Origin of the sequence: Winogradskyella ludwigii (genome assembly GCF_013403985.1) — a bacterium.
GTDB classification, from domain to species: domain Bacteria; phylum Bacteroidota; class Bacteroidia; order Flavobacteriales; family Flavobacteriaceae; genus Winogradskyella; species Winogradskyella ludwigii.
On sequence record NZ_JABFDF010000004.1, the window covers coordinates 140889 to 166215 of the forward strand.

Consider the following 25327-nt stretch of genomic DNA (forward strand, 5'->3'; position numbering starts at 1 on the left):
TTAGCTTTGTAAACATACAGATGTCATAACCGCTAAATAATTGCATCTATACCCTATTTTAAACGACCAAAACTAATTATGAACACACGTTCTATATGTCTTTTGCTTAGCTTGCTTTGCTCTATTACCATTGCCTTTTCTCAAGATAAAAAACCTTTAAATATTCAGCGTACAGAACTTGCTCCAAAAATAGATGGTATCCTAGATGATACTATTTGGAAAAATGCAGAGATTGCCACAGGTTTTGTTTCTAACAGACCAGAAATTGGTAAAGTAGCACCACAGGATCAGCGTACAGAAGTAAAAATGACTTATGATGATAAGGCCATTTACGTTTCCGCTTATCTTTATGACGATCCTACCAAAATCATGAAACAACTGACTAGTAGAGATAATTTTGGACAAACAGATTATTTTATTTTAGTTTTAAACCCTAATAATGATGCCCAAAACGACACTGCCTTTTATGTTTTTAGTTCTGGTCAGCAAGCAGATGCAATTCAAAACCCAACTATTGGAGAAGATTTTGGGTGGAATGCTGTTTGGGACAGTGCTGTTAAAATAATGGACGATGGTTGGGTTGTAGAAATGAAAATTCCTTATAGAACGTTGCGTTTCGCAGATCAAGAAGAACCAACTTGGGGAGTTCAATTTCATAGAGAATTTAGACGATCTAGATCCCGTTACACTTGGAATCCTATAGATCCAACGCAAGGTTATTCTGGATTATATCATGCTGAAGTTAAAGGTCTAAAAAATATAAAACCTCCTGTAAGGCTTAACCTCTACCCTTTTACTACAGGAATAGTTAATGATTATGACGGAAAAACAGATACAGATTTAAAATTTGGACTGGATGTTAAATATGGACTTACCGATAATTTTACATTAGATGCCACTTTAGTTCCAGATTTTAGTCAAGCCGGATTTGATAATGTGGTTTTAAACCTGGGGCCTTTTGAACAAACTTTCTCAGAACAACGCCAATTTTTCACGGAAGGAGTCGATTTATTTTCAAAAGGAGGCTTGTTTTTTTCTAGACGTATTGGAAACAGACCAAGTGGTAATGTGAGTCTCAATGAAAATGAAGACGTAAATATTCCAAATGAGGTTAAAGTATTAAATGCACTTAAAGTTTCAGGAAGAACCAAAAGCGGATTAGGTGTTGGTTTCTTTAATGCCATCACAGAAAAAACAACTGCTAAAATAAAAAATACAATCACTGGAGACCAACGCACTGAGATAGTAGAACCGTTTACTAATTATAATATATTAGTTGTAGACCAACAATTTAATGGTAATTCTTCTGTGAGTTTAATTAATACTAATGTGCTTAGAGAAGGTAATTTTAGAGATGCCAATGCTACTGCTTTAGTCGCTAACATAATTAACAAGCGTAATACGTATAGTGTTGCTACAGACTTAAAAATGAGTAATGTAAATTACCAAAACACAACTAACGAAACAGGATTTAGTAGCTACCTAAAACTAGCCAAAATTCATGGAAATTTACGTTATAGTATAGAGCACAATTTTGCAGATACAAATTTTAACATCAATGATTTAGGGCTATTATTAAGAAATAACTACAACAATTTTAGCTCGGACATTTCTTATGAAACCTTTGAACCTAGTGGTAATTTAAACAGCTACAGAATCAATGCTTTCTTTAATTATAACAGATTAGTAGAACCTAGTGTGTTTTCGCAAACCAATTTTGGTGCGACATATAGAGCTACTACAAAACAATTGGACGGTTTTGGTTTTAGATTAAATATAGAACCAGGAGAACAAAAAGATTACTTTGAATCTAGAGATGGTAGACCATTTATTTATGAAAATGCTGTAAGCACAGGTGGTTGGATTTCTTCTAATTACAACCGAAAATTTGCATTAGATTTTAGTGTGAATGCAGATGCTTTATTTGAAAACGGAAGAGACTTATTTTCTTATGATATTAACGTTGAACCTCGTGTACGTCTTAATGATAAATTATTACTGATCTATCAATTATACTATGATTTCACAAATGGTGGCCGAGGTTATGCCACAGAAGTAGACAACCAAGCTGTTTTTGGAGAGCGCAACAGACAAGTTGTAACCAATAGCTTATCTGCGAACTACGCCTTTAACCCTTATAATTCTATAGCCTTAAGTTTTAGACATTATTGGGATACTGTAAATTATGACAATAATTTATTTACATTATTAGATTCGGGACGTTTAACAACAGACTCTGGTTATACTACAGAAACTATTGAGGACGATCCTGATATTAATTTTAGCACATGGAATATTGATTTAAGTTACTCATGGCAATTTGCTCCAGGCAGTTTCTTAACAGCATTGTATAGAAATCAATTATTTAATCTTAACGAAATGGCAGAAAATAACTATTCGCAAAGTTTAGATAACTTATTTGATCAACCTAGTCAGCATACATTTTCTGTACGTGTTCAGTATTTTATTGACTTTAATGGTATTAAATCTCTCTTTGGAAGCAATAAAACGACCTCTTAAATAGTGTAGATTTAGGCATTAAGTATTATTTTCACAGCATATGAGTAAAACTGTTATTTCCGCAAAGCAAATTAAGAAAGCCTACAAAGATCTTCAGGTCTTAAAAGGTGTAGATTTAACTATTTTAGAAGGTGAAGTAATATCTATTGTTGGTGCCTCTGGTGCTGGTAAAACGACATTACTTCAAATTTTAGGTACGTTAGATAAACCCGATTATAAATCTGAAACAGAATTAATAATAAACGGCCAGTCTATAAAAACCTTAAATGAAAAAGCCTTAGCTAAATTTAGAAATAAGAATATTGGTTTTATATTTCAATTTCATCAATTATTACCAGAATTTTCTGCCTTAGAAAATGTTTGCATTCCTGCCTTTATTAATAATACACCAAAAGCAGATGCCGAAAAACGCGCTATAGAATTATTAGATTATTTAGGTCTAAAAGACCGTATACATCATAAACCAAACAGCATGTCTGGTGGAGAGCAGCAACGTGTTGCAGTGGCTCGAGCATTAATTAATAAACCTAATATTATTTTTGCAGATGAACCATCAGGAAATTTAGATAGTGAATCTGCAGATCAATTACACAATCTATTCTTTAAATTGAGTGAAGAATTTAATCAAACATTTGTAATTGTAACGCACAACCAAGAATTGGCTAATATGGCTCACAGAAAACTAACTATGGTCGATGGGAAGATTGTTAACCAATAAACTTACTCTGGTAATGGTTTCTTCAACATCTTTAATGTAAAACCACCAAGAAGCAAAATAATAACTCCAATCATAGCCCAAAGCCAATACGCATTTTCAAATAGTGGTTTTGCTTTAATTTTTTCCTTTTTTACGATTGTTACTTCGTCACCTAAACTTAAGTCTTTTAATAATTTTGGGATTTTAGAGGTGAATTTAGCAATATCGTAATTTGGTCGCACTGCTGAAGGATTACCATAAACCAACATATAGTCTGCTGATTCTGTAAATCGTCCAATTAATTGATACTTATAACCTTTTACAGATACATCTTCAATAGATAATGGCTGATTATCCCCATTATATATCGTTAACCTCAAATGCTTCGCAATAGTATTATCAAAACTAAAACTATTAGCTTCTAGAGAATTTAATGTCCCATCAGTAATTGTTCTGTAATAATATTTCCAACCTTTTTCTGTTTTAACGCTATCATTTTTAAATTCAATTTTAATAGGTCTGTAATAGTCAAACGTATCATTGACGTTAATAGCTAAATTACTTATAGACACAGATTGTTCTAACTCTAAATTAATCGCTGTGGTCTTGCTGTTTTTATCCTCTTTGGTCTCAATCGTTTTTATAGTGTGGTTAATATAACTTCCGCCAGACGTTTCATATTTAGACAACTGAGCAGAAACTAGTTGTGGTTGTTCAGCTTGTTTTACAACAAGTCTAAAAAATCGATATTTCGCATCGGGAAACGACAGCTTGGTAAATTTAAAATTAGTTGTTTCGTTTTTAATTGACAAAATCCTGTAATCTTCAAGTATTGTAAACCATTCTTGCTGATTTTGACTGCCTTGCAATTCTACTTTCCAATCAAAATTTTGTTCTTTAAAATTTAAATTGATTTGATTTACTACAGCATCAGCATTCAACTGAAATGTAAAATAATAACCGTTACTACCTTTTGCTCTATTTATAATATCAAAATCAATCGTTTTATTAATTGTTTTTTCTGAAAGAATTTTCAATAAATAAGGTGCTTCAATGGTATCTTTTTCTGCTGTTACTCCGTAAATTCTAAAGTCTGATAAATCGTATTTTACTTTTCCAAAAACAGCATCCGGTATGCTGAGTTGGTGCCAACCTTCATTGACATTCTTTAATGCTCTTTTGTAATTATAATGCTCTATTTGAGCAGAGCATAAAGTGCTACAACCTATAAGAAAACCTATAAATAGCCTAGTTGTTAACATCATCTGTAATATGATTTTTGTATTTATTATATAAAAATGAAATGATTAAAAGCAGCAGACCTAGCGATACAAATACAATTGTTTTTGCAATGGTATTAAGATGTACAATATCGTAAAAGAATAGTTTTATTAAGGTAATACCAAAGAAAGCCATACCGCCAATTCTCAGATATACTTTATTTTTCCAAATCCCAAATGCAATTAACAAGAACGAATACACTCCCCAAAGTATGCTTAAACCTAGTTTATAAGACTGTGAAGAATCTGACATGTCCATCCAATGAATAAGTTCGCTACTTAAAACCCAAATAATTGAGACGTGTAATACAATATCGTAAGCAATTTTAAACCCTTTAACTATGTCGTCGCGTTTAATAACCTTATAACACGTATATAAAGCACCTGCTAAGAATAGAAAAGACACATAGCGAATCCACAAATAGAAACTATTCTCTGCAAAATATTCTGAAGGGTTTAAGTAGCTTTCTCTTAATTCACTTATAATAAGCAAACCTTGTGTTAAGAATACAAAAATGCTAATAACGGTTAATCCTAAAGCGATTTTCTCAAATAATTTATGTTTAATAATCTTGAAATTAATCATAGATAACAATGTCGTAAACAATAAAGAATAATTAAGAACCCAAATAATTTTAAAGTCTATTAAATCATAATTACTAAACGTTTCATCATAATTGTCTTCTGTAGGAATTATCAATTGAGAATTATAAAATATCTGATCCCAATACATTTCAATTTCTAATCTAAACGCATAATAACCACTAAACAATAAAATTGCTGGAATGGCGTAAGTGAATAAACGGTTCCAAATAGAATTTGGCTTTAAAGCAGAGACATAATTTTCTTTTCTAGAGAGCCAAACTATAATACCAAATGCAACTACAAATAACATTGAAGTTAAAAAGTAGACATTAAAAATAGAGCTTACATTATTTTCAGCATCAATAGTATAATATAAGCTATAACCATCAGACCAGTCATCTAGAAGACTCACAAAAGCTAACAGCATCAATGGATACGATAGTTTTTCGTAAACTTTAATACCTTTTGTTCTTCCCAACCAAAATAATAAAGCCGCTTCACTTACCCATAAAAGCGTCACCCAATTACCATTTAATTGCACAGGAATTGTAATGGTAATAAACACCAACACCATTGCTGAAGCTAAATAAAACAGGTTTTTATCTCCTAATTTTTTCTTGTAAAATATAACGCTCACTATAAAATGAATCACTGCATTACCAAGGGTAAACAAACCTAATAAATGCGTTCCATAATCATGATGCTCTAAAATTGCTAAACCAAAACCATAGAACAAGAAGGAATTAAGAAGCAATAAAACAACATCGCTCGTTTTAAAAATTTCTTTTTTCAACATTTTATAGGCTAAAAATGTGATATAAAATATAAAGAAGAAAATACTCAGAAAACTCAATGCCAGACTAAAATGTTCGTCTTCATAATATTCAAAAAAGTACCACGATCCAAAAATGAGCCAAGTAAATATGAAGGCTGAATAATAAAGGGATTTCCAATATTTTTTAAAGGAAAGCACTAAAATTCCAATATTAATTATGGCCATATAACCAAATAATACTTCTACCTGACCTGAGCCACTACTCAACAAAAATGGTACTGCGTAAGCGCCAACCAAACCAAGATGTGCAATAATTTGTTTATTATAACTTATCGCTGCAACAACTGTAAAAGTTGTAAAAATTACCATCAAAGCAAATGTGGGAATCTGCTCAATTAAACCATAAAAACTGTAAGCAAAAAAGGTAATAAAGTATAAAATAACAATAGAACCACTGACTAATACGGCACTATAAGATTCGTATTTTTCTTTGAGTTTAATTCCAAATCCTAATAAACCAATCGCAGTTAAATAACCCAAAACAATTCGAGTAAGCGGACTTATTAAATCATTTTCAATCGAATATTTTGCGCCAATGGCAACACCAATAATAGTAATAAGGATTCCTATTTTATTTAATAAGTTTTCTCCAATAAATTTTTCTAAACTCGATTTTTGTTTTGGCTCCTCTATAACTTCTTTTGGTGTCTCTGCTGTAACAAAATCAGATTTATGTTCAGTTTCTAAAACAGGAGCTGTTTCTTTATTTACACCATCTTCTACAACAGGTAAAATCTCTTCAGAGATTTCTTTAGCTTGTATTGGCAATGGTTGTTGTGTTATTTCCTGTTTAACCTCTATAGGTTTTTCTTGAATTGTACCAGACTGTAAACGGTACAATTCGTCTTTAAGGCTATTAATTTCAGACGAAAACTCAGCTTGCTTTTTAAAAAGAAGTTCTAATTTTTCAATTAGTTTATTGATAAGCTCATCATTTGGTGCCATATACAGTAGATTTGGTCATCTTTTAACAAAGACTAGGCTAAAATACTTTATATATTTAGAATGGTCAACTATATAGGGATTTGAAAATTTTAATCTTAAAAATTAACGCAACCCTTTTGTACATTTCTCATCTTTAAAATAACCATTGTTATCATCACTTTTGAAAAATATTATCATTGTTGTTTTAGTAGCTTTAATGCTCAATTCGTGTGCTACCCTTTTTAATGGAAAACGAACTAAAGTAAATGTTTACGCTCCAGAAAATACTATAGTCGTATATAAAAATAGCACGACACCTTTAAATGAGGGAAGAGCAAAATTACGTCCAGAGCGCTCAAAGGATTCCTTAAGCTTTACATTAATAAATGACAGTATTTCTACAGATTTTAAATTTAGACGAAAAGTTTCAGGTACCATATATGGCAACCTCTTCTTCCCTTCTGCTTTAGGTCTTGGGTTTCTAATAGATCTAACCAACCAAAGACGATTCACCTATAAACGGAATATGCATTTTGAAATTGACTCAACAACTAGTGAATTCAAAATTTTTAAAGGCACAAAAATGCCTATTAATCAACATACCACATTTATTTATACATCTCCGTTACTTGCCATAGATGTATTCTCGCAACCTATGATATCTCTTGGTGCAGAATATTTCCTTATTAAAAATTTTAGCATTAGTGCAGAGTATGCATCAATTTATACTGAAAAGTTAAGAGTAAATTCAGCATTAAGTCAAGCTAAAAATAAAGGACGTTCCTTTAGATTTGAACTCAAATATTATAATCTAATAAGCATTACTGATAACCCTAAAATAAACGAATATATCGGTCTTGAAGCCCGTTTTATTAGACAACTTTATAGTAAAAACATTAATTATTACAGATCTAATCAAGATATTAATTATGTTATTAGCGAACCTATTGCCGTACATAAGTCAGTTGATATTTTCAACTTAAAATACGGTCTAAATTTTCCAATTGGTAAGCATTTATTTATAGATCTATATTCTGGTATTGGATTTAGAAACAAACACATTACAAATCCCAATGCACAATTTAATCCTGAAACAGATTACTTAAGCAATTATGATGATGATTCTCATTTTATTATTTTAGATGAAGATTATTTAGAAGGTAGCGATGATAGGAAGCAATTTAATTTTGCTCTAGGTTTTAAATTCGGAATTAAATTCTAAAATCTTTGTTGATATCTGTTCAACTTTTTAGGGCGTCACTTGCCATAAAATAGTATTTTCGCTTAGAATTCATTTAAACTATATTTTCAAGTAAAAATGAGCTATTTCTGAAGCTTTGGAAGCAGTTATAGAACGGTTTAAATATCATCAAATTTTACTCATTTCTTAGATTTTTGAAAATGATAAAATGAATTCAGCACCTAAATTTAAATTTATGACAGTGACGGAGTTCGAACCTATAATAGAAGTTTTAGAAGAAGCTTACGAAATTCCACATCTTAATGCAACCAGAAAAATCTCTGCATTATTACCACATAATTATTACGAAACAGATAAGCGCTATCCTGTACTATACTTACAAGATGGCCAAAATTTATTTAACCCTTCTGCTCCTTATGGAGATTGGGCTATTGATAAATCTATGGCGCAACTCGCAAAAGAAGGTTTTGGCGACCTTATAATTATTGCTGTAGATCATGGAAATGAAGAACGCATCAGTGAATATTTACCTTATTTCCATCCACGTTTTGGGGAAGGAAAAGGTAATTTCTACATCCAGTTTATGATCGAAAAATTGATTCCATACATCAATAGCCATTACAGAACTTTAACCGATTTTGAAAATACAGGAATTGGAGGCAGCTCAATGGGAGGTTTAATTAGTCTTCATGCAGGACTTAAAAACCCAAAAGTTTTTGGTAAAATGATGATTTTCTCTCCAAGCTTATGGATTTCTAATAAAATTTTTAAAAACACTAAAACTTTTCAACCTTTAGAAGAATCTAAAATATATTTATATTCTGGCGGAAAAGAAAGTGTAGAGCATTTACCTAACGCACAACGACTAGGAAGTATTATTAAAGAAAAAATGATAAAAGGGTATCATATCGATTTTCATTTTTCAATTAACGAACACGGAAATCATGCTGAAGCACATTGGCGAGAAGAATTTCCGAAAGCCGTAAAATGGCTTTATTTTAAATCTTAATTATGACGTACAAGCACAGTAAAACATTAGATACAACAAAAGATTTTATTCTACCTTGTAGAAAAGATCAACTAGAGGCTATCAAAGATTTCTTACCAATTGCAAAACCCGATTTTGATGGTAGTTTTTCCACCTATCAACAACTTTATGGTAAAGCTGGCAACAGAATTTATCTTGTAGGATTGGGCGAAGAAAAGCATAGTGCACAGTTAGAAAACACCTTTCAAAAGCTAGCCTTTGAGACACAAAAATATTGGGATACATCTATTCAAGTTTATGCTGAAGATTTAACAGAAGACGAGATAAAAAAAGCAGTTATTGGTCTAGAAATGGCACAATATGAAATTGGTGAATTCAAATCTAAAAAAGAAAAACCCTGTAAAACTTCGGTTGCTATTACCACGTCTAAAAACATTACAAGTATAATAGACGAAGGAAAACATACAGGAAAAACCATCAATAAAATTAAAGGATTAGTTGATGCTCCACCAAATATTAAAACCCCTGAATTCTTAGGGAAATGGGCAGAAAAATCAGCAAAAAAAGCCGATTATAAATGTACCGTTTTAAAACATAAAGAACTTAAAAAACAAGGTTTTGATGCCGTTTTATCGGTTGGAAAAGGCAGTGTAAATAAACCTGTAGTAATCATTACGGAGTACACACCAAAAACAGATAAAAAAGTAGATATCGCTTTAGTTGGTAAAGGAATTACTTTTGATTCTGGCGGATTATCTATTAAACCATCGACCAACTTACATTACATGAAAAGTGATATGGGAGGAGCTGCTGTGGTTTTGGGTGTGGTAGAATTAGCTGCAAAATTAAAACTTAATATTAATATTGTTGGTATTGTTTGTTCTGCAGAAAATGCTGTGGATGCAAAAAGTTACAGACCAGGAGATGTGATTAACTCTTACTCTGGGAAAACTATTGAAATTATTGACACAGATGCAGAAGGCCGTTTGGTTTTAGCAGATGGCTTAAGTTATGCTGTAAAAAACATAAAACCAGAATATTTAATTGATTTAGCGACTTTAACAGGAAGTGTGGTAAGAACGTTAGGTTACGAAGCTGCTGGAATGTTTACACACAATACAGAAATGGCATGCGACATGTCTGAAATTGGTTACAAAGTGCATGAGCGCGTTTGGCAATTACCAATGTTTGACGAATACAAAAGTGATTTGCATAGCGATATTGCAGACTTAAGAAATTTTAGTGGTTCGCCTTTAACAGGAGCCACCAATGCTGCTCAGTTTTTAGAATCGTTTATTGAAGATCATAAAAACTGGATGCATTTAGATATTGCAGGTGTTTCTTTTGGCGCATCGCCTTATGCTAAAATGAAAAGTGCCTCAGGTTATGGCATTCAATTAATTACTGAATTTATTAAGAAAAAAGCTTCAAAATAAAATTGAGTTTTGTAAATTGATTCTTCAATATTTAAGTTAAGAACAACTGTCACGTTGAGCGCTGTTAAAATGCTTTAATCATTCATTTTAAGAGATTTTTGACCGCGTTCAAATTGACATTCTAGTATAATTTACAAAAACCAACCATGCCAAAGCAACCGCTTAATTTCCTCTGCGTATCTACCTATTTTAAAGGTGAAGATTTTCTGAAAAGTGTAAAAGCAGAAGGTAACAACGTCTATTTATTAACCAAGAAAAAGCTGGAGCATGATGCTTGGCCATGGGAATTTATTGATGATACTTACTATATAGAAGAATGGAATCAAGAAGATGTTGCAAAAGGTATTGCTTATAAATTTAGAACTATAAAATTTGATCGTTTTGTAGCACTAGATGATTTTGATGTAGAAAAAGTAGCACTACTCCGTGAGCATTTTAGAATGCCAGGTATGGGAAGAACCACAGCACATTATTTTAGAGATAAGCTTGCCATGCGCATGAAAGCTTTAGAAGAGGGTGTTAATGTCCCAGAATTTACCGATTTATTTAATAACGATACAATTAACGATTATGCAGATCGCGTAAGTCCACCTTGGTTAATAAAACCAAGAATGGAAGCCTCTGCAACTGGGATTAAAAAGATTCATAGTAAAGATGAATTATGGCAAGTTGTGAATGAATTAGGTGATGAACGCGATAATTATTTAGTAGAGCAATTTGCACCAGGAGATGTATATCATGTAGATGGTTTAAACGTTGATGGTAAAGTGGTTTTCTCTAGAGTAAGTAAATACCTAGACACTCCCTTTGAAGTCGCTCATGGAGGTGGAATTTTTAGATCTGCGAGTTCTAAAATTGGATCTAAAATTGAAAAAGGCTTACAAAAAATGAATGCTGAAGTGATGAATGCCTTCGGAATGCAATTTGGAGCATCACATACAGAGTTTATACAATCGAAAGCCACAGGAGAATTATTCTTTTTAGAAACTTCCTCTAGAGTTGGGGGAGCTAATTTAGCCGAAATGGTAGAATATGCCTCTGGAGTAAATCTTTGGGGAGAATGGGCAAAAGTGGAAACTGCCAACCTAAGAAAAACAGTCTATAAGCTTCCAAAAATAAACAATCAATATGCAGGAATCGTGGTGTCGCTAAGCCGTTTTGAACATCCTGACACCTCAAGTTTTTCAGATAAAGAAATTGCTTGGAGAATGGACAAACCTTGGCATATTGGACTAATTGTAGTTTCTGACTCAAGTGAACGTGTTTTAGAATTATTAGATCAATATACAGAACGTATTGGACAAGAGTTTCATGCGAGTTTACCTGCACCTGATAAATCTGAATAATTTTTAAATCAATCTTTTTTAATAGATCTTTATCTAAAATTGGAAAATAATATGCTGAAATTTTGGAAATTAAGTGATTCTAAAACCAATAAATTAATTTTAGTAAAAGACAACTGTATTTATAAAGGAAACCCAAAACCAGATGAATTAAATAAACTGAATTCAGATTCGTCTGATCTCGCATTTTTAAATCGCCTCTTTAGTATTCCATATTCATATATCACGAGTATTCAGAATCAAGACGGAAAGAATGAAATTAAAATATATTTTGGTAATGGCTCAGAAGATGAACTAATTATAAAAGATAAAAACACAAAAAAAGAAATTTTTGATTTCCTGAAACAAGATATTCCCCATTTTAAATATAGCTCTGAATTTCCAAGTGTATTGAGATATGCTAAACCTCAATTTTTCGCCTTATTATTTATGACCGTATTATTTATTTGGTCTTTATATTTAGCCATTCAAATTGAAAATGGTACTGAATACGAAATTATTGGAGGAGGAAGAAGTATTACCAGTATAGTCCTAGCCATAGCAAATTTAGGTGTTTTCAAAAATATTATAGGTTATATTATATTACTTGGAATAATATCAATATCACTATTTGGAAAATTAAAATCACGTAGTGAAACAGAGTTTTTAATTAGACAGAAATAAAAGACAATTATAGAATGAACACAGAAACGAATAACCAATTTGCATTAGCAAGTAGAAAAAGAAGAATCGCAGCGTATATGATTGATCATTTTGCGATGAGTTTTTTAATCGTTTCAATTGCATTTTTGGCACTTGGATCAGATTTTTTAAATGAACCCGATTTTACTACCATCACAGCAACGATGCTAGTGGTTTTGCTTCCTGGTTTTGTTGTCTATTTTGGAAAAGATGCCATAAAAGGCATTAGTATTGGGAAATGGATTATGGGAATCATGGTAAGAGATGAGGCCAATCCTGAACATGTGCCTTCTTTTGGAAAACTTTTATTTCGTAATTTGTTTCTAATCATTTGGCCTGTTGAGTTTATTGTTCTAGCGGCAAGTAATGAGAAAAAACGATTAGGCGACAAAGTTGCTAAAACTATCGTAGTTCAAAATCCTAACAAACCTAGTAAAACACCTCGAGTCCTTGCTTTAATTGCCATTGGAATCGTTTTTATAACCTTTATGGTTTTATTTACAGGTTCTGCAATGAAAAATTCTGATGCTTATAAAGTGGCCGTTCAAAACATAGAACAAAATGAAAAAATATTAGAGGAAACAGGAGGAATAACAGGTTACGGCATGATGCCAACTGGCAGTATAAATATTAGTAATGGCTATGGCGAGGCTCAATTAGAAATTAAAGTTCTAGGAAACAATAATGATGTCAGTGTTGGTGCATACTTAACTAAGCAACCAAATGGTGAATGGGAATTGATAAACCTTTCTAAAGAATAGTTAATCTTTATTCGAATAGTAACCTTACCACTGTTAATATGCTTAATCATCAATATAACAATAACTTGTGGCTCGAAAACATCAACAATGGCAACTAAACATTTATTCCTCAAAAAAACCAGTACTTCCTCCAACCCAAGTTTTATCCTTATTGTACTTTACTCCTACCATTTCGCCTTTACTTAATCGCATTAAGTTACTCACGATTTCTGTTTTGTTCGTTTTAGAATTGTGAAGTAGCATCATTCTAATTTCACATTTTGCAGGATCATCCATGGTTTCTATCACAGGTGCATAAGCCACTTTTTCTTGTAATAAGTAGTTGGCTTTATTTGTAACCTTATCAATCATATCTTTTGTGACATGAATCTCTACTCCTGCTCCAGCGAAAGAATACAACGGTTTTAAAACGTAATTTTCTAAATCTTCTGGAATGATTTCTAATGCATTTAAATAATAGGATTTTGGTACGTAATCTCCTTTTAATAAAGGCATGGTGTATTTACTAATTCTGTAAAACCAGTTTGGGTGACCAATCCATTCCGCATCAATCTCATCTTGAAAGCTAAATTCAGTTTTAAGATCTGTACGTTGGTGTAGCTCATCAAAAATAATACGATTGTATATTTTTAAGACTTCAACTTCACTTCCATTGTCATCATTATAAAAGAGCGTTTTTCCTCTTTTCATTAAATCGGTAATACAAAGCACTTTTATACCAAGTTTTGCTGCTGTTGCATAAAAATCTATAGCTGTTGCTTGTAATTCTGGTTCAATTTCTAATAAAATAACCTGTTTAGGATCTGTATCTCCAACAATTTCTTGTTGGAGTAAACCTAAATAATTATCTGAGGTCATACCGTTTAAATGCTGAGAAAAACCCTTAGGAATTACATTTCCAAAATGTTCTTTGTATTTACCACCTAAAAATTCTTGAAAATAATATAACGAAGGAAAGCCCTGAAGCTCAATTAACTTTGGTGTTAAATTCCCCACATCATCTTTACATATCCCAAAATCTAATTGAATAAACTTAGAGTGTTCATCTTCATTTGGTACAATGGTATTCTTATCAAAAAAAGCACCATTGGTTAATTCCTTAAAATTAGGTTGATTAATAACCTTCATGACATCGCTACAAGCTTCAACCAATTTCATTTTTAATGCTTTAGGCAAAAAAACTGGTGTTTCTGCAATTTTAAACTTCACCTTATAATCAAAAGAAGTATCAATGTCCTTTAAAAACGCAGTATATTTTTCTTCTGAAAAATTGGTATTATAGACGTCTCTTATTTTTTTAATCATGATAATTTATGACATTACAGGTTCCTTAATTTGAATAATTGCATTCTTAATAAACTTGGGTAGAATGGTATTGTATGTTAATTCAATCTTTTCAGGATCATCCATACGATCCATCATTTGAGCATACTTTTCTTCACCAAAACTATCAATAACCTTCTTTTTATTTTCTTCCTCGCCAAAATACGCTTCCATACTCACTGGTTCTGCTTCAGGATGAAATTGTGTACCAACAAACTCATTAGAAAAACGAACAGCCATAATAGCACGTTCTAATTCTACATGTGTTCTAATTTTTTCTTTGCTTAATATTTTTGCACCATGCTTTTTAAACACTTTTAAATCTGGTTGAATTAATTGCCAATCGCGAGAATCTACAGCAAAAAACGGATCATTAAGTCCTTCTAAAATTAAATCTTTTTTACCTGCTTTTGTTTTATGCACACGCAGAATCCCGAAAGAAGTACTACGCCTTGGTTTTAATTCGCCTAATTGAAAATAATCGCAAATAACTTGAAACGAATAACAAATAAAGAATACCGACTTCTTGGCTCCAAATGTTGTTTTATTATGATCCCAAAGATTTTGCATCAACTTTAAATAAGGCTTTCTCCATGTACCTTCATCTAATGGACTTCCTGGTCCACCACTTGAAATAAAGATATCGAATGACATATCAGGCAATTCATTATTGGCTCTAACGTTAAAAATTTGGTAATCAACATCAGTATTAAAGGTGCTAACAATTTCTTTGATACAACGTAACCCTTGATTAGGTTGGTCATTGTTCATGTCTAAAATGGCTAATTTCAATTTATTTTTTGTCATAATAATCTTCGCCTTTCGACTTCGCTTAAGATAAACTTAAGTGATAATATATTAAATAGGTTTTTATAATCCTAAAATAGTCTGTTCTGTAATATAATCAACGACTTTAGTAAGGTCCTTAGTTTGTTTAAAAATTTCTAATTGCCTATCTGCTCCTGTACCGTTTTTAAGAATTTCGTGAATGTATTCTATTTCTTTACGTGATCCTAAATCATCAACGACATCATCAATAAAATCTAGCAATTCTAACATTAACAACTTCGTTTCTACTTCAGCTTCTTTTCCAAAATCAATCATTTTACCATCAATACCGTAACGTCCTGCTCTCCATTTATTCTCGTTAATTAAAGCACGATGATAATTCATAAAGTTAAGATTATGAGTTCTTAAATCATATAACTTAGCCACCAAAGCTTGTATTATTGCTGTGATACAAATGGTTTCATTAACCGTTAATGGCACGTCACAAATACGCACCTCTAAAGTTGGAAAAAAGGGATGTACTCTAATATCCCACCATATTTTCTTTGGATTGTCTATACAATTTGTTTTTACAAGAATCTTAACGTAATTCTCGTATTGCGCATAATTATCGAAAATACTAGGAATTCCGGTTCTAGGAAATTTATCAAAAACTTTAGACCTAAAAGATTTAAATCCTGTATTTCTACCTTCCCAAAATGGTGAGTTTGTAGATAAAGCATACAAATGCGGTAAAAAATAACGCATAGCATTTACAAGATGTATGGCCATTTCTTTATCTTCCATACCAACGTGCACGTGCAACCCAAAAATTAAGTTAGAACGTGCTGTGTCTTGTAATTCTGTTATAATTTCATCATAACGTGGATTCGGTGTAATAAGTTGATGTTCCCATTTTGAAAATGGATGCGTACCTGCTGCACCTATTTTAAAACCCAAATCATTAGCAATACCTGAGATTGATTTTCGTAAATGTGTAATCTGTTCTCTTGCGTCAGTAATATCTTGGCAAATATTAGTACCAACTTCTACAACAGCTTGATGCATTTCTGCCTTAACTTGATCATTGAGAACCTTAGCAGCTTCAGATACAATTTGTTGATCGTGTGAAATTAATTCACGCGAAACAGGATCTATAATTTGATATTCTTCTTCAATACCTAAAGTAAACTTCATATAAGTGAGGTGATTAGATTAAACCTGACTATTAAAAAAACAGTCAGGTATTTGAAATATCTATTTTTTTGCTGCTTTCTTCTTTACTATCGGCTTTTTAGCTGTTGTTTTTTTAGCAACGGTTTTCTTTGTAACGGCTTTTTTTACAGGTGCTTTTTTAGCAACAGTTTTCTTTTTTGGTGCTTTTGGACTTTCAATTTGATCTCTAACAAAACTTCCCCAGGTCAGGTTCATTTGACCTTTCTTATATTGTTTTGCTTTTTCTAGTGCCATATTAGCAGCGTTTTCTACAATCCAATCAAAGTTTTCTTGTCCTACAGAATTAATATCGGCATCTGGTGCAGGATTACAAAAATCAATAGCGTAAGGAATACCATCTCTCACGGCAAATTCAACCGTATTAAAATCGTAACCTAAAGCGGTGTTTAATTTAATACAATAAGATTCAACTAAATCTAATAATTTTTGGTCAACAGGTGGTCCGTCAATAACATAACGCAGGTGATGAGGATTTCTAGGTTCATATTGCATAATATGAATCTGGTCAGTACCTAAAGCATAACATCTAAAATAATGCGTAAAATTAATTTCTTCCTGAAGCATCATCACCAGATGCTCAGTTTCGCCATGCTTTGCCCATAAATCTTCCGGACTCTCTACACGATAAACACTTTTCCAACCACCACCATCATGTGGTTTCATATATGCAGGAAAACCAATAGTAGAAAACATTTTCTCCCAATCAAATGGAAATTTCATGTTTCTAAAAGAATTGGCATCTGTATCTGGTGGACGATGAGATGATGGTAAAATAAACGTTTTAGGCACTGGAACTCCAATAGATTCAGCGAGTGCATTATTAAAAAACTTTTCGTCTGCACTCCACCAAAACGGATTATTAATTACAGCTGTTCCTGTAATTGCAGCATTTTTTAAATACGCTCTGTAAAAAGGAACATCTTGAGATATTCGGTCAATTATTACAACATATTCATCAGATTTTGCTTGTTCTACAGTATCAATAGAGACCGCTTCTGCAATCATATCTTTGATGCCTTGCTCCTTAATTTTTTCGTTAACTCTATCAATAAATGCCCAAGGGAAGGTATTTTCTTGACCGAATAAAATGCCTATTTTTTTCATGTGTTTGTGTTTATTGTTATTTTAATTAGCACATGCTATTAATTATCAATCAGTCATTTGACCATTTATATTTTTAGCATGTTTGTTTCATTTGAAAGTAAATTTTATGGTTTAATTAATTTTATAGTTTTGATAAGTAATGTGGAAACATTTTGTTCCATAATGGCCAATCGTGTTCTGCCCACTTATGTTCATCATACCAGAAAGGTATGTTTTTTTCTGTTAAAATGCTAGCTAGATTTTTGTTAGCCTCTAGACAAATATCCCACTCTCCTACTCCAAGAACTATTTTCATGTTCCATAGATCTGGATGATTAGCTCCTGGTAAAAAATCTACTGGATTATTATAAAACACATTATCATCGTAATGATCTCCGACAAAAGATTTAATATCAAATGCACCACTCATACTAAACATATGGCTTACACGCTCTGGATGTTTAAATGCAAAATTTGCCGCATGATAACCTCCAAAACTCGGTCCTGCTACAGCTACTTTTTGCAGGCCTTTTTCATCACAGATTTTATTGACAACTTCGTTCATTATAAACTCATCATACCAAGCATGATTTTTAGCACGGTTTGCAGGATGAATACCTTTATTATACCAACTTAATTCGTTAATACTGTCTGGACAATATATTTGTACCAAACCTTGCTCTACAAACCATCTTACAGATTCTATAAGTTGCATATCTCTGCATTCGTTATGCTTTCCGTTAGTTGTAGGAAACAGAACTACAGGATAGCCTGCATGCCCAAAGACAAGCATTTCAATATCCATGCTTAGTGTTGGTGAGTACCATTTAAAATGTTCTTCTTTCATGTATTTTTATCTATAATTTTACAGCGTAAAAGCAATCATAACACCTCAAAAATTAGAGGATTCGTATTTAAAGACGAATAATCCAATTGCTTAATTTTTAGTCAGTTAATTAAAAAATAAGTTAAAAAAAATTACACTGTTTACATCAATTTGCTTAAGTTTTATAGTCGCACTAACACCTACAAATCAAAGCAATACTGTCTTTAAATATCGTTATTTTATATTATTTAAACTAACACGCGTCGTCGTTCTGTTGCTTTTTAATGAATAAGTATAAAAATAGACTATTATTTATCATATTCTTAAAAACAATACAATCTACAATGCTCAAAAATGAAGATTAAAACTTAGTAATTCTTTAAATAAAAAACTGTTCAAATAAATCCCTCTTTAATATCCTATTAGACTAACAAAACCTTTAAATTTGTAGTACATAAAATACAATACTCATGAATTACAGAATAGAAAAAGACACAATGGGTGAGGTTAAAGTACCTGCCGACAAACTTTGGGGAGCGCAAACAGAACGCTCTCGTAATAATTTTAAAATTGGAGCTCCGGCATCAATGCCTTTAGAGATTGTTTATGGTTTTGCATACTTAAAAAAAGCAGCTGCTTACGCTAATTGTGATTTAGACGTTTTATCTAAAGAAAAACGTGATTTAATAGCTCAGGCCTGCGATGAAATTTTAGAAAAAAAATACGATGACCAATTTCCTTTAGTGATTTGGCAAACAGGTTCTGGTACACAAAGTAACATGAACGTGAATGAGGTTGTTGCTAACAGAGCGCATCAAATTGCAGGTAAAGTTATTGGTGAAGGAGAAAAAACAATTCAACCCAATGATGATGTCAATAAATCTCAATCATCTAACGATACGTTTCCTACAGGAATGCATATTGCAGCTTACAAAAAAGTTGCAGAAACAACGATTCCGGGAGTCATTAAGTTACGTAATGCATTACATAAAAAAGCATTAGAATTTAAAGATGTTGTAAAAATTGGTCGTACACACTTAATGGATGCTACACCTTTAACCTTAGGACAAGAATTTTCTGGTTATGTATCTCAATTAGATCACGGCTTAAAAGCTTTACAAAATACGTTAGCGCACTTAAGCGAATTAGCTTTAGGAGGAACAGCTGTTGGTACAGGAATGAACACACCTAAAGGTTACGATGTGCTTGTTGCTAAATACATCGCTGAATTCACTGAATTACCTTTTATAACTGCAGAAAATAAATTTGAAGCTTTAGCGGCTCACGATGCCATAGTTGAAACTCATGGTGCTTTAAAACAATTAGCGGTATCTTTAAATAAAATTGCTAATGATGTTAGAATGATGGCTTCTGGTCCTCGTTCTGGAATAGGTGAAATTATAATTCCTGCAAATGAGCCAGGAAGTTCAATTATGCCTGGAAAAGTAAATCCTACGCAATGTGAAGCACTGACTATGGTTTGTGCACAAGTAATGGGTAACGATGTTGCTATTTCTGTTGGTGGTACTCAAGGTCACTATGAGCTTAATGTATTTAAGCCAATGATGGCTGCAAACATTTTACAGTCAGCACAATTAATTGGTGATGCTTGTGTTAGTTTTGAAGAGCACTGTGTCATTGGAATAGAACCTAATCACCAAGTCATTAAAGAGTTATTAAACAACTCATTAATGTTAGTAACGGCTTTAAACACTAAAATTGGTTATTATAAAGCTGCTGAAATTGCAAATACGGCACATAAAAATGGAACCACTTTAAAAGAAGAAGCTGTAAACTTAGGTTATGTTTCTGCAGAGGATTATGACGAATGGGTAAAACCAGAAAATATGGTTGGAAACTTAAAATAACGCTGAAATGACTAAAAAATCGACGAAATACATGTTTTGTCGATTTTTTAGTATATTAGCATATAAATCAAAACATTATGAAAAAAAAACTACTCGCATTTTTAATTATTGTTGCAATTAGCAATTTAAACTACGCTCAAGATTGGGTATTAAATAACATAGATCCAAACACTGGTGAAGAGCCTTACGAAATCGATTCTGGTGATATTGACGGAGATGGTGATATAGATATCGTAATGGCAACTTATGATTCTACAGCCCCTTTTATTAAATGTTACCTTAATGATGGTAGTGGAAACTTCCCTATAGAAATAATAGTCTCTACAACTATGGAAAATGTAGATGGTTTAATTCTTGCTGATGTTAATGAAGATGGAGCCTTTGATATTATTGCAACAGCATCTACACAAAGTAAGTTAGTATATTATTTAAGTGCAACAAGTATGGATGCCTCTTATATGTATACAGAAACGATAATTGATGGTGCTATTGCAGGACCAGGACAAGTTGTTTCTGGAGACATCAATAATGACGGCCATGTAGATTTAGTTGTAGCAGCTTACGATAACAATAGAACACAATGGTATTCTGGTGATGGTTCTGGTAATTTCGTTGCACAACCTGATGTAGAGAACACTATTCTTAACGGTCCTTATTATGTTGATATTGCGGATTTTGATGCGGATGGAGATCTAGATGTATTAGTTGGATATTATAATGACGGAGCCATAGAGATCTACTATAACCAATATGATGGTAGTGATCCAGATCCTGCTACTACTGTATCATGGATTAAAGATACACAGACTGTTGATAGCGGCGCTAATTTAATATTAGCTATTGCCTTTGCTGATGTAAATAATGATGGTACAATGGATGTAGTTAAATTAGACTACAGCTCTGGAGACGTAGAATGGTTCAATAAAGTAAAAAACGGTACCTCTACGGCTAATACAATTTCAGATGCTAGTATTATCGATCATCCTGGAGCAATGCTCATTACTGATATTGATGAAGATGGTTTAAACGATTTTATCTTAACTGATTTTGGAGCTGCAGATAATGCGATTATTTGGTTCAAAGGTGCGGCAAATGCATCTCCAAGCACTACAGCGCAATTAATAATTGAAAATAATTATCAAATGCAAGATATTACTGCTGCAGATTTTGATGGAGATTCAGATATTGATATCGCTATTGTAGGTAATTCTAGTGATACCGTAGATTGGATAGACAACAGACTTAATGTATTAAGCATTACCAATACTGAGTTAACAACTTTAAGCATATATCCAAACCCAGCTTCAGATGTTTTACGTATAGAAGGTTATAATTTAGCCTCAATTAACGTTGCTGTATATGATGCTATTGGTAAAAGCATCATAAAACAAACCTTAACTAATGGTGAGACTCTAGATGTTTCAGAATTAGCAACTGGTATTTATACTATTAAAATAAATAATGAAGTGACTTCCAAATTCATAAAAGAATAAAATTTCACACTACAAAATATATAAAAACGCTAGTAAATTGTTACTAGCGTTTTTTTTTGTTCAAAAAAATAGCAATCTTTACAAAAACAACAACCAATATGTCTCTACTAATTACCAATATTAAACAGCTCATTCAAGTGCATGATTACAATACCACTATTATTAAAGGTAGTGATATGAAAAAATTACCAATTATAGAAAATGCTTACCTCTATATAGAGAATGACACTATAATTGAATTTGGAGATATGAATGACTGCGAGGGCTTTGATGCAGAAACCATAATTGATGCAACTGGTAAATTAGTTTTACCTTCTTGGTGTGATTCTCATACTCATATTGTATATGCAGGTGATCGAACTTCTGAATTTGTAGACAGAATAAATGGCCTTTCTTATGCTGAAATTGCCAACAAAGGTGGTGGTATTTTAAATTCCGCTAAAACACTTCAAGAGACCTCGGAAGAGGAACTATTTGAACAATCCATAAAACGACTGAACCAACTTATAGCCATGGGAACTGGTGCTGTAGAAATAAAAACAGGCTATGGGTTAACCGTTGAAGCAGAATTAAAAATGCTTCGTGTTATAAAACGTATGAAACAGGAAAGTTTAGCGATAATCATTCCAACATTATTAGCCGCTCATGCTATTCCTGAAGAATTCAAAACAAAAAAGGAAGACTATATAAACTATATCACAGAAGAATTGATTCCTAAAGCGGCAGCGTTACACATCACAAATTATATTGATGTGTTTTGTGAAGAAGGTTATTTTGACATAAAAGATACTGAAGCGATATTAGAAGCTGGAGAAAAATTTAATTTACGACCAAAAATTCATGTTAACCAATTTAATATTCTAGGCGGTATTGCACTTGGCGTAAAACACAATGCTTTATCTGTAGATCATTTAGAAGAACTAAATGACGATGACATTGAAGCATTAAAAGGAAGTGACACCATTGCTGTTGCTTTGCCAGGTTGCTCTTATTTTTTAAGTATTCCATATACACAAGCTCGTAAAATTATTGATGCAGGTTTACCTTTAGCAATCGCTACAGATTATAATCCTGGATCTTCACCTAGTGGAAATATGAATTTTGTAGTTAGCGCTGCTTGCGTAAAATTAAGGTTAACTCCAGAAGAAGCTATAAACGCAGCTACTGTAAATGGTGCTTATGCCATGGGAATTAGTAATATGTATGGAAGTATTACTCGAGGAAAAAAAGCAAATCTCATTATAACCAAACCAATGGATCATTATAGTGAAATTCCATACGCCTTTGCTCATAACCCTGTTGAGCAAGTTATTATAAACGGCCGATTATTATAAACAAGAAAATCCAGAAGCGAACTTCTGGATTTTCTTTATAAATTAACGTATTAATTTTCTTATTTCAATTCAAACTCTGAAGAAGAGATTAATGCTTTATCATTAAAAACATTAATTTTATAACGTCCTTTTTCAAAATTAGAATCTTCCAATTCATTAATATATTCACAGATATTTAAGTTTCTATTCTCGTAATTAAATCTACTAATTAAACTGTAGTTTAAGACTTGATCATCAAATGCAATTTGTGCATTAGCGCCTAAGACATTATTTTTAGGATCGATTACTTGAACATATAATTCTTTATCACCACCTTCAGCAAGCATATTTTTAGCAACTGTAAAGCATACTTTAATTTTATCACTTCGTTTTGCACGTTCTGTTGGTATTTGCTTACCACTACTTCTTTCTATTACACCCATACCTAATAATCCAACAGTCTGCAATGCTGCTGCATCTTTAACAACTGTAGTTAGTTGTGTATTTTGTACAAGAAGTGAATCTGTAAACATGGTACGTTCAGCCAACTGAATTTGTGTACTATCTAAAGATGTTGCCAAATATTGATTTTCCCCTTTAAGACGATCATTTTCTGTTAACAGCACATCCATTTCCTCTTGCATAGCCATATATTTCTTTTTATAACTCCACAAATTACCAACGCTATTCTGAGAAACTTTTAAAGAATCCATTAAACCTTGGATACGCGCTCTCGCCATTACTAAATCTTGATTCTTAACGTCACTTTCTGCTATAGCTTCATCATAATCTTTGGCCATATTATTAAGATCAGACATGACTTGTTGCTTTTCACTCATCAAAGTTTTTTCATTCTCTTGCTTTTCGCTATAAAGCTTAGAAGTGTAGAACGCTGTTCCTAAAAATAATACGACTAGTATGCCTAAGCCTACTTTTAATCCTGTGTTTGAGTTTTGTGAACCTTCCATAAATGTTTAATATTTAGTATTGTTAATTCTAGTTTATTAATGCCTATTTGAGGTCAAAGTAATTAAATAAAACTGTACTTTTAAATTTATTATTGTAATTATTTATCCAAATGGAGCATCTTATTTTATTTACAGAAAAAGAAAAACAACATCTTCTAAAGAAACGAAAAGGTGAAACTAAATTTGGTGAGCATATTCAGTTATTGCCCAACCTCATTAACATATACGATGATATTGTTAATTTAGACGTTGATTATGTAATTATAGGTGTTAATGAAGACATTGGAGTTACTGCAAACTACGGAAACACAGGTACAAACAAGGCTTGGGATGCCACTCTAAAAGTTTTGTTAAATATACAAAGCAACAATTTAACACCTGCTAAACGTGTTTTAGTTTTAGGTCATTTAGAGTATGAAAAGCAACGTAATACCATAAAGAACTTCGATTTATCAAAAAATAAACAAATTTCTAAAGTTAGAGAAATCGTAGGTACAATTGATAAAGATGTTACGCACTTAGTTTCTTTAATTGTAAAAGCAGGTAAAATCCCGATAATTATTGGAGGTGGACATAATAATGCCTACGGAAATATTAAAGGTTGTGCTTTAGCAAATAACGAAAGAATTAACGTAGTAAACTTCGATGCACATTCTGATTTTAGAAGAGAAGAAGGCAGACATAGCGGAAATGGTTTTAGTTACGCTTATGCTGAAGGTTTTTTAAAGTATTATTTTATCTTCGGTTTACATGAAAATTATACATCTGAAGCGTTATTTCAAAAGATTAAAAAAGTAAAATCTATTAAGTTTAATACTTACGAAGCTATTGAAGTTAGAAATGAACTTGTTTTTAAATCTGAAATGAAAATAGCCTTAGACCATGTTTCTAATAGACACTTTGGAATTGAAATAGATTGCGATGCTATTAAAAATATACCAAGTAGCGCTAAGACACCTAGTGGTTTTAGTGTAAAAAAAGCTAGACAATTTGTAAATTACTTTGGTAAGCATCCCAATGCTTCATACCTTCACATTTGTGAAGCTGCACCAACCAAAGGAACTGAAACTAAAATAGGAAAACTAATCACGTATTTAATTACAGATTTTATGAGATCAAATATGAATAAATAATCCGTTATTTATTCTAAACAACAAAAAAACCCTTATCAAATTGAAAAGGGTTTTAAATACATCAA

The 25327-nt window shown here is 32.1% G+C and carries 20 protein-coding genes; 12 read left to right on the forward strand and 8 right to left on the reverse strand.

Annotated features, from left to right (window positions below; genetic code table 11):
• Positions 1 to 78 precede the first annotated feature (78 nt).
• Complete coding sequence (locus tag HM981_RS11130) at positions 79 to 2520, forward strand: DUF5916 domain-containing protein (protein ID WP_179338878.1); 2442 nt, start codon at positions 79 to 81, stop codon at positions 2518 to 2520.
• Positions 2521 to 2560: 40 nt separating this feature from the next.
• Positions 2561 to 3238, forward strand: coding sequence for an ABC transporter ATP-binding protein (locus tag HM981_RS11135; protein WP_179338879.1), 678 nt, complete (start codon positions 2561 to 2563; stop codon positions 3236 to 3238).
• Positions 3239 to 3240: 2 nt separating this feature from the next.
• On the opposite strand, the gene HM981_RS11140 is transcribed toward HM981_RS11135, so the two are convergent.
• Entirely contained in the window at positions 3241 to 4482 is a 1242-nt protein-coding gene (locus tag HM981_RS11140) for a DUF3999 family protein (RefSeq protein WP_218846412.1), read from the reverse strand.
• Complete coding sequence (locus tag HM981_RS11145; protein WP_179338880.1) at positions 4466 to 6862, reverse strand: DUF2339 domain-containing protein; 2397 nt, start codon at positions 6860 to 6862, stop codon at positions 4466 to 4468. Before HM981_RS11145 ends, HM981_RS11140 begins: the two co-directional genes overlap by 17 nt.
• A gap of 160 nt (positions 6863 to 7022) precedes the next feature.
• Between HM981_RS11145 and HM981_RS11150 the strand changes: the two genes are divergently transcribed.
• The 6 genes from HM981_RS11150 (at position 7023) to HM981_RS11175 (ending at position 13251) form a co-directional block, all read left to right on the forward strand.
• Complete coding sequence (locus tag HM981_RS11150; protein ID WP_179338881.1) at positions 7023 to 8063, forward strand: hypothetical protein; 1041 nt, start codon at positions 7023 to 7025, stop codon at positions 8061 to 8063.
• A gap of 187 nt (positions 8064 to 8250) precedes the next feature.
• Positions 8251 to 9051 carry an alpha/beta hydrolase gene (locus tag HM981_RS11155; RefSeq protein WP_179338882.1) on the forward strand — a complete coding sequence of 267 codons (801 nt, stop codon included), beginning with the start codon at positions 8251 to 8253 and terminating at the stop codon, positions 9049 to 9051.
• 2 nt (positions 9052 to 9053) lie between these two features.
• Positions 9054 to 10466, forward strand: coding sequence for a leucyl aminopeptidase family protein (locus HM981_RS11160; protein WP_179338883.1), 1413 nt, complete (start codon positions 9054 to 9056; stop codon positions 10464 to 10466).
• Between the two features lie 146 nt (positions 10467 to 10612).
• A complete protein-coding gene (locus HM981_RS11165; RefSeq protein WP_179338884.1) occupies positions 10613 to 11812 on the forward strand; it encodes an ATP-grasp domain-containing protein in 1200 nt (399 codons plus the stop codon).
• A 51-nt stretch (positions 11813 to 11863) separates the two neighbouring features.
• Positions 11864 to 12472 (forward strand): hypothetical protein, encoded by a 609-nt coding sequence (locus tag HM981_RS11170; RefSeq protein WP_179338885.1) that lies wholly within the window; start codon positions 11864 to 11866, stop codon positions 12470 to 12472.
• A gap of 14 nt (positions 12473 to 12486) precedes the next feature.
• Positions 12487 to 13251, forward strand: coding sequence for an RDD family protein (locus HM981_RS11175; RefSeq protein ID WP_179338886.1), 765 nt, complete (start codon positions 12487 to 12489; stop codon positions 13249 to 13251).
• A 102-nt stretch (positions 13252 to 13353) separates the two neighbouring features.
• Here HM981_RS11175 and HM981_RS11180 read toward each other — a convergent pair whose 3' ends face one another.
• The 5 genes from HM981_RS11180 to HM981_RS11200 form a co-directional block, all read right to left on the reverse strand.
• Positions 13354 to 14556 carry a hypothetical protein gene (locus tag HM981_RS11180; RefSeq protein ID WP_179338887.1) on the reverse strand — a complete coding sequence of 401 codons (1203 nt, stop codon included), beginning with the start codon at positions 14554 to 14556 and terminating at the stop codon, positions 13354 to 13356.
• A gap of 6 nt (positions 14557 to 14562) precedes the next feature.
• Positions 14563 to 15381 carry a type 1 glutamine amidotransferase gene (locus tag HM981_RS11185; RefSeq protein WP_179338888.1) on the reverse strand — a complete coding sequence of 273 codons (819 nt, stop codon included), beginning with the start codon at positions 15379 to 15381 and terminating at the stop codon, positions 14563 to 14565.
• A gap of 63 nt (positions 15382 to 15444) precedes the next feature.
• Positions 15445 to 16539: a carboxylate-amine ligase gene (locus HM981_RS11190; protein ID WP_179338889.1), complete on the reverse strand. Its 1095-nt coding sequence runs from the start codon at positions 16537 to 16539 to the stop codon at positions 15445 to 15447.
• A 60-nt stretch (positions 16540 to 16599) separates the two neighbouring features.
• Positions 16600 to 17682, reverse strand: a complete 1083-nt coding sequence (locus tag HM981_RS11195) for an ATP-grasp domain-containing protein (protein WP_179338890.1) — start codon at positions 17680 to 17682, stop codon at positions 16600 to 16602.
• A 121-nt stretch (positions 17683 to 17803) separates the two neighbouring features.
• Positions 17804 to 18508 (reverse strand): esterase family protein, encoded by a 705-nt coding sequence (locus HM981_RS11200; RefSeq protein ID WP_179338891.1) that lies wholly within the window; start codon positions 18506 to 18508, stop codon positions 17804 to 17806.
• A 449-nt stretch (positions 18509 to 18957) separates the two neighbouring features.
• Between HM981_RS11200 and fumC the strand changes: the two genes are divergently transcribed.
• The 3 genes from fumC to hutI all read left to right on the forward strand — a co-directional run bounded on the left by fumC (position 18958) and on the right by hutI (position 23182).
• On the forward strand, positions 18958 to 20355 hold the full coding sequence (fumC, locus tag HM981_RS11205; RefSeq protein ID WP_179338892.1) for a class II fumarate hydratase: 1398 nt from the start codon (positions 18958 to 18960) through the stop codon (positions 20353 to 20355).
• Positions 20356 to 20432: 77 nt separating this feature from the next.
• Positions 20433 to 21848 (forward strand): T9SS type A sorting domain-containing protein, encoded by a 1416-nt coding sequence (locus tag HM981_RS11210; RefSeq protein ID WP_179338893.1) that lies wholly within the window; start codon positions 20433 to 20435, stop codon positions 21846 to 21848.
• A 98-nt stretch (positions 21849 to 21946) separates the two neighbouring features.
• The gene (hutI, locus tag HM981_RS11215) at positions 21947 to 23182 is read left to right on the forward strand and encodes an imidazolonepropionase (RefSeq protein WP_179338894.1); all 1236 of its coding nucleotides are present in this window, start codon (positions 21947 to 21949) and stop codon (positions 23180 to 23182) included.
• Between the two features lie 59 nt (positions 23183 to 23241).
• On the opposite strand, the gene HM981_RS11220 is transcribed toward hutI, so the two are convergent.
• Complete coding sequence (locus tag HM981_RS11220; RefSeq protein ID WP_179338895.1) at positions 23242 to 24129, reverse strand: chromosome partitioning protein ParA; 888 nt, start codon at positions 24127 to 24129, stop codon at positions 23242 to 23244.
• 110 nt (positions 24130 to 24239) lie between these two features.
• On the opposite strand from HM981_RS11220, the gene HM981_RS11225 reads away from it, so the two are divergent.
• The gene (locus tag HM981_RS11225; RefSeq protein WP_179338896.1) at positions 24240 to 25262 is read left to right on the forward strand and encodes a formimidoylglutamase; all 1023 of its coding nucleotides are present in this window, start codon (positions 24240 to 24242) and stop codon (positions 25260 to 25262) included.
• The last annotated feature ends 65 nt before the right edge of the window (positions 25263 to 25327 follow it).